General features: G+C 73.6%; 7 protein-coding genes and 1 pseudogene. All 8 read right to left on the reverse strand.

Going from position 1 to position 6,709, the window contains the following annotated elements; translation table 11 throughout:
- Positions 1 to 52: 52 nt before the first annotated feature.
- Complete coding sequence (locus G8D98_RS14430) at positions 53 to 1,252, reverse strand: pyrophosphate--fructose-6-phosphate 1-phosphotransferase (RefSeq protein ID WP_166104880.1); 1,200 nt, start codon at positions 1,250 to 1,252, stop codon at positions 53 to 55.
- A 94-nt stretch (positions 1,253 to 1,346) separates the two neighbouring features.
- Entirely contained in the window at positions 1,347 to 2,417 is a 1,071-nt protein-coding gene (locus tag G8D98_RS14435; protein ID WP_229661960.1) for an aspartate-semialdehyde dehydrogenase, read from the reverse strand.
- Between the two features lie 10 nt (positions 2,418 to 2,427).
- A complete protein-coding gene (locus G8D98_RS14440) occupies positions 2,428 to 3,702 on the reverse strand; it encodes an aspartate kinase (RefSeq protein WP_166104902.1) in 1,275 nt (424 codons plus the stop codon).
- 100 nt (positions 3,703 to 3,802) lie between these two features.
- On the reverse strand, positions 3,803 to 4,387 hold the full coding sequence (locus tag G8D98_RS14445; RefSeq protein WP_166104904.1) for a DUF5063 domain-containing protein: 585 nt from the start codon (positions 4,385 to 4,387) through the stop codon (positions 3,803 to 3,805).
- Positions 4,380 to 4,982 (reverse strand): recombination mediator RecR, encoded by a 603-nt coding sequence (recR, locus tag G8D98_RS14450; RefSeq protein WP_166104905.1) that lies wholly within the window; start codon positions 4,980 to 4,982, stop codon positions 4,380 to 4,382. The genes G8D98_RS14445 and recR overlap by 8 nt, the downstream gene beginning before the upstream one ends.
- Before the next feature lie 18 nt (positions 4,983 to 5,000).
- Complete coding sequence (locus tag G8D98_RS14455) at positions 5,001 to 5,225, reverse strand: heavy-metal-associated domain-containing protein (protein ID WP_187566574.1); 225 nt, start codon at positions 5,223 to 5,225, stop codon at positions 5,001 to 5,003.
- Between the two features lie 98 nt (positions 5,226 to 5,323).
- Entirely contained in the window at positions 5,324 to 6,019 is a 696-nt protein-coding gene (locus tag G8D98_RS14460; RefSeq protein WP_166104906.1) for a lysophospholipid acyltransferase family protein, read from the reverse strand.
- A pseudogene (locus tag G8D98_RS14465) lies at positions 6,016 to 6,709 on the reverse strand (DNA polymerase III subunit gamma and tau); the annotation flags it as partial. The pseudogene G8D98_RS14465 and the gene G8D98_RS14460, both read right to left, overlap by 4 nt.

The raw sequence follows: 6,709 nt of genomic DNA on the forward strand, positions 1-6,709 counted from the left end.
GCCCCGGCGGACGCGCCCCGGGGTCCACCGCGCGGGCGGACCGCCTCCGCGGTCAGGACTGGCCGAGCGACTCCAGCAGGTCCGCGAACCACGCCACCTGCGGGTCGAAGGCCTTGCCGCCCTTGATCCGGGGGAACTCCACCGCACGCAGCTCGTCGCCGCGCTCCTCGTCGTGGCCGATGACGCCGGGCTCGCCGCGCAGCGCACAGTCGACGGCCAGGTCGGTGCACTCCTTGATCAGGGCCAGGTCGCGGGTGTTGGCCGGCGCCGAGCGGGAGAAGTAGCCGGACTTCTGGACCATCGTCTTCTCCGCGCCGAGCACCTCGGCGAACTGCTTGGCGAACCAGGCGCCCGGGTTGACCTTGTCGAGCTGGACGTGGCCGAACGGGTCCTTGGGAACCTCCTGGCCTGCGGCCTCGAGCTCGGCGACGACCTCGGACACGCCGGCACCCTCGGACAGGAAGATGTTGACGCAGCCCACCTCGTCCATGACCGCCCGCAGCCGCTCGCCCTCGGCCTTGATGTCGATCGGGCGCTCCGGGACGAAGACCGCGTGGACGTCCCAGGCGCGGGGGTCGTTGCCGATGGCGGGGACGAAGTCCTGCTCGGCCACCCACAGGTGGTAGGCCTCCGCGGTCGCCGCGGTGAGCCAGCCGCAGTGCCGGCCCATGACCTCGTGGACGACGAGCATCCGCGGGTTGGAGGAGTGCTCGGCGACGATGTTCTGGGCGAACCGGCTGCCCTGCTCCGCGGCGGTCCACGCGCCGAGGCTCTGGCGGATCGGCACGATGTCGTTGTCGATCGTCTTCGGCAGCCCGACGACGGTCAGCTCGTAGTCGTTCTCGTGCAGGTAGGCCGCCAGGTCGGCGGCGGTCGTGTTCGTGTCGTCGCCGCCGATGGTGTGCAGCACGTCGACGCCGTCGGTGGTCAGCTGCTCGGCCGCGACGTGCAGCGGGTCCTGCCCCTCCTGGACCAGGCCGCGCCGGACACAGTCCTCGACGTTGGTCAGCTTCACCCGGCTGTTGCCGATCGGGCTGCCCCCGAAGCGGTGCAGCAGGTGGGCCTTGGCGCGCACCTCCTCGGTCACCTCGACGTACTCGCCCTTGAGCAGGCCGGCGTAGCCGTTGGTGTAGGCGATGATGCGCACGTCGGGCGCCACCTCGGTGTAGCGCTCGATGAGCCCCCCGACGGCCGAGGAGAGGCACGGGGCCAGGCCGCCGGCGGTGAGCATGGCAACGGTCCGGACGGTCATGACGAGGGCTCCTTCGTGGGTGGACGGTACGACGTCACCATTCTGGCAAGGATCGGGGGCCCGCGTGGAGGCGGCCGCCCGGCGGGCGGCCCGGTCAGAGACCGGCGGCGACGAGCTCGGCGGTCTGCAGCATGTTGAGCGCGGCGCCCTTGCGCAGGTTGTCCCCGGAGATGAACAGGTCGAGCGTCGTCGGCGAGCCCGGCGCCTGCCGGATCCGGCCGACGAAGCGCGGGTCGGCCCCCACGACGTCGTTGGGGGTCGGGAACTCCGGCTCGTCGGGGTCGTCGAGGACGACGACCGCCGGCGCCTCGACGAGCGCCTGGCGGGCCTCGGCGACCTTGATCCGCCGGGCGAACGTCGCGTGCAGCGTCACCGAGTGCGAGGAGATGACCGGCACCCGCACGCACGTCGCCGAGATCGGCAGGTCCGGCAGGTCGAGGATCTTGCGTGTCTCGTCGCGGACCTTGTTCTCCTCCGAGGTCCAGCCACCGCCGGCGTGGTGCCCGACGAACGGGACGACGTTGAGCGCGAGGGGGGCCGGGAAGGGCGAGTCGGCACCGAGCTCGTGCTCGAGCAGGCGCCGGACGTCACCGGGACGGGTCCCCAGGGTGCGGTCGCCGTGGACGACGTCGAGCTCGTCGTGCAGCCGGGTCATGCCGGCCCGGCCCAGCCCGGATGCGGCCTGGAAGGTCGTGACGACGAGCTCGGTGAGCTCCCAGCCGGCATGGAGGACGGCGAGGACGTCGATCATCGTCATCACCGTCGCCCCCGGGTTGGCGATGACGCCGCGGGGTCGGTCGGCGACCCGGCGGGGGTTGACCTCGGGCACGACGAGCGGCACGTCCGGCTCGGTGCGGAAGACCGTGCTGTTGTCGATGGCGACGACGCCGCGCTCGGCGGCGAGCTCGACCCACTCCGCGGCGATCGAGGGCGGGTTGTCGAAGATCGCGATGTCGAGGTCGTCGAAGAAACCCGCCGCGAGGGGCTCGACGCGGACCTCCTCGTCGCCGACCCGCAGGACCCGGCCGACCTCGTCGTCGCCGGCGGCGACGCGCACCTGCCCCCACAGGTGACGGCGCAGCGGCAGGATCTGGAGCACGACGGCGCCCACGGCGCCGGTGCCACCGACGATCCCCAGCGTGGGGCCGGGCCCGGTGTGCTGCACGGCCGTCACCTCAGCGGCCGGTACCGCCGTAGACCACGGCCTCCCCCTCGGCGGAGTCCAGACCGAAGGCCGTGTGGACGGCCCGGACGGCGTCGTCGAGCAGCTCGTCGCGGGTGACGACCGAGATGCGGATCTCCGAGGTCGAGATCATCTCGACGTTGACGTCGGCGGCGGCCAGGGCGCTGAAGAAGACCGCACTGACCCCCGGGTTGGAGCGCATCCCGGCCCCGACGAGGCTGAGCTTGCCGATCTGGTCGTCGTACTGCACCTGGCTGAAGCCCACCTCGGGCTGGATCCGCTGGAGCGACTGGACCGCGCTCGGGCCGTCGGTCTTGGGCAGGGTGAAGGAGATGTCGGTGAGCCCGGTCTCGACCGCCGAGACGTTCTGGACGATCATGTCGATGTTGATCTCGGCCGCCGCGAGGGACTCGAAGATCTTCGCGGCCATGCCGGTGCGGTCGGGGACGCCGACGACGGTGACCTTGGCCTCGCTGCGGTCGTGGGCGACGCCGGCGATGATCGGGGCTTCCACGGGGACTCCTTCGGGGGCGGGCTGGTCGGTGACGACGGTGCCGGTCTTCTGCGAGAAGGAGGACCGGACGTGGATGGGGATGTCGAAGCGCCGCGCGTACTCCACGCTGCGCAGGTGGAGGACCTTGGAGCCGCTGGCGGCCAGCTCGAGCATCTCCTCGGCCGAGATGAGCGAGAGCTTGCGGGCGCTCGGGACGATGCGCGGGTCCGCGGTGAAGACGCCGTCGACGTCGGTGTAGATCTCGCAGACCTGCGCGCCGAGGGCGGCCGCGAGCGCGACGGCGGTGGTGTCGGTGCCCCCGCGCCCGAGGGTGGTGATCTCCTTGGTGTCCTGGCTGACGCCCTGGAAGCCGGCGACGATGACGACGTGCCCCTTGCCGAGGGCCTCGGTGATCCGGCCCGGGGTGACGTCGATGATCTTCGCCTTGCCGTGCACGCTGTCGGTGATCACCCCGGCCTGGCTGCCGGTGAAGCTGCGCGCGCTGTGCCCGAGGTCGGTGATCGCCATGGCGACCAGGGCCATCGAGATCCGCTCGCCCGCCGTCATGAGCATGTCGAGCTCACGCGGCGGCGGCATCGGGCTGACGTCCTGGGCGAGGTCGAGCAGCTCGTCGGTCGTGTCACCCATCGCCGAGACGGCCACGACGACGTCGTTGCCGGCCTTCTTCGTCTCCGAGATGCGCTGGGCGACGCGCTTGATGCTCTCGGCGTCGGCGAGCGAGGAGCCGCCGTACTTCTGGACGACGATGGGCACGGTGGTACTCCCGAGGGTGATGCTGCGTGGTCCCGCCCACTGTAACGAGGCCGGCTCACCCGCCGCGTCACTGCCCGCGTCCGCGGGAGGGCAGCGCGGCCTACGGGTGCAGGGCGTCGAACTCGGCCTCGGCGACGGTCTCGTCGTCGGCGTCGAGCCGGACGTGCGCGAGCAGCGACTGCACGACCCGCAGCGCCGCGGCCGCCCGTTCGCCCCAGTGCGCGAGGTAGCTGAACTGCCACCACCACAGCGCCTCGAGCGGGCGGCCGGAGTCGTGGTGCTCCAGCCCGTGCTCGAGGGCCGCGGCGACGTCGACGAGGTCGTTGGACACCGACCCGACGCCGAGCTCGGGGGTGGTCAGCGGGTCCACGACGTCGGCGTACTCGTCGAGTCCCTCGAAGAGGTTGGCGAGCGCCTCGCGCAGCGGGTCCAGCTCCGGGTCCGGGCCGGGGTCCGGCTCGAAGCGCTCCTCGGGCAGGACGTCCTCGACGGCACCGAGACGGGCCCCGGCGAGCAGCACCTGCGAGAGGGCCAGGAGGAGCACCGGCAGCGTCGCGTCGGGCGCCTGCCCGGAGGCGACCTCGCGCAGCGTGCCGACGAAGGTCCGGGCCTCGAGGGCGGTCTCCGCGGCGAGCCGGCCCCAGTCGCCGGCGAGCTCGGGGGCGGGGGCGCCGGGCTCAGACATCGAGCAGCCTCCGGCCCTCGAACGCCCGGCCCAGGGTGACCTCGTCGGCGTACTCGAGGTCGCCACCGACGGGCAGCCCGGAGGCCAGCCGGGTGACCCGCTCGACGCCGATGTCGCGCAGCATCCGGGAGAGGTAGCTCGCCGTCGCCTCCCCCTCGAGGTTCGGGTCGGTGGCGATGATCACCTCGGTCACCGTCCCGTCGCCGAGCCGGGTGAGCAGCTCGCGCACCCGCAGGTCCTGGGGCCCGACGCCGTCGATCGGGCTGATCGCACCGCCGAGGACGTGGTAGCGCCCGCGGAACTCACGCGTGCGCTCGATGGCCACGACGTCCTTGGGCTCCTCGACGACGCAGATCGAGGTCGGGTCGCGCCGCGGGTCGGAGCAGATGCGGCACTCCTCGGCCTCGGCGACGTTGAAGCACACCGCGCAGAAGCGGACCTTGGCCTTGACCTCGGTCAGCGCGCGGGTGAGCCGCTCGACGTCGGCGGGGTCGGCCTGCAGGAGGTGGAACGCGATGCGCTGGGCACTCTTGGGCCCGACGCCCGGCAGTCTGCCGAGCTCGTCGATGAGGTCCTGGACGGCGCCTTCGTACACGTGCCCGAGACTACGCGCTCACGCGCCGGCGAGAGCGTAGCCGCCGGCCTCGTCGAGGGCGGCGGCGACCTCGGCGTCGGCCAGCTCGCGCTCGCCGGTGACGCGGACGGTGGACACGCCGTCCGCGACGACGGTCACGGCGACGTCCGACACGCCCTCGAGCGCAGTGAGCTCCTCGGTGACGGCGCGGGCACAGTGGTCGCAGGTGAGGCCGGTGGCGCGGAACTGCTGGCTGCTCGGCACGGGGGGTCCTCTCGTCGCTCGGATACCTCCCCCCAGTATGCCCCCGCCGCCGGGAGGGGTCTGCGGCGGTCGGTGGCGGCACGCGCCCGAGCCACCCCTCAGATGCCGACGGCCGCGCCCTGGCTGTCCGGAGGGAGCTCGTTGTAGCAGTCCGCCCGCTCCTGCCCGGTGAGCCCGGCGATCGCGTCCATCACGGCGTCGGTGAGCTGGCGCCGAGCCTTGCCCGCCGGCAGCTCGGCGTACGGCTCGGGGCTGACCGGCGGGCCGAAGGTGACCCGGACCCGGGCCGGGCGGGGGAAGCGGGCACCGACGGGCTGGACCGCGTCGGTACCGACGAGCCCCACGGGGACGACGGGGACACCGGCGGTGAGCGCCAGCCAGGCGACCCCGGTGCGCCCCTTGTACAGCCGCCCGTCCCGGGAGCGGGTGCCCTCGGGGTAGATCCCGAAGGCACGACCGGCGCGCAGCACCGCGAGCGCGGCGTCGAGCGACTCCTGGGCGGCGCGCGAGGAGTGCCGGTCGACGGGGATCGCCTCGATCATCTCGAAGAAGCCCCGCCGGACGGCGCCGAGTGGGCCGGAGCCGGTGAAGTAGTCGGACTTGGCGAGGAAGCTCACCGGGCGCGGCGCGACGATGGGGATGGCGACCGAGTCGACGAACGAGAGGTGGTTGCTCGCGAGGATGACCCCGCCGGTGCGGGGCACGTGCTCGGAGCCGGTGACCGTGGGCCTCCACAGCAGCCGGGCGAACGGCGCGACGACGAGGTGGCTGACCCGGTAGCCGACCCGGCTCACTGCTGGTCCTCGCGGATGACCGTGCCGCCGAGGATCCGCTCGACGACGGGCAGCCCGACGTCGGTGAGGTCCTCGATCGACTCGTCGTCGTCGCTGATGGCGGTGTCGTCGACGACGTGCTCGCCCGCGGGGGCCTGCTCGGGCGGGCCGGCGGGCGCCACCGCCGACGGCGGCGGGGCGGCCCACTCCGGCGCGGTGCCCGGCGACGGGGGGGCCTGTGCCCAGCTCGGTGCCTCCCCGGCGGGCGGCTGGGCGGGGGGTGGCGCCGGGTCCGCTGCCTGCCCCGCGGGGGCGGCCGGCGGCTGCCCGGGGGCGGCCGGCGGGGTGTCGTCGGGGCGGCCCTCGACCCGCGCGTCGACCCCGAGCACGTCGATGAGCGCCTGCCGGACGTACTCGGCGTGCGCGCCGCGGCGGAAGGTCTCGGCGAGCCCGGTCGTCGAGATCGTCAGGAGGACCCGCTCGCCGTCGTACTCGGCGATCTGGGCGTTCTGCGCGACGAAGGTCCAGGTGACCCGCTTGTGCCGGCTCAGCCAGTCGAGCACGTCCGGCCACGAGCGGCGCAGGGCGTCGGTGTCCAGCCCGCCGGGCCCGCGGGCGGGGGGGCTCTCGGCGGGCGGCGAGGCGGGCCCGGGCACTGCCGCCGCGACCACCGCCGGTTCGGCCCGCTCGGGGGCGACCGCTGCGGGCTCG

This window comes from Phycicoccus endophyticus (assembly GCF_011326735.1).
GTDB classification, from domain to species: Bacteria; Actinomycetota; Actinomycetes; order Actinomycetales; family Dermatophilaceae; genus Phycicoccus; species Phycicoccus endophyticus.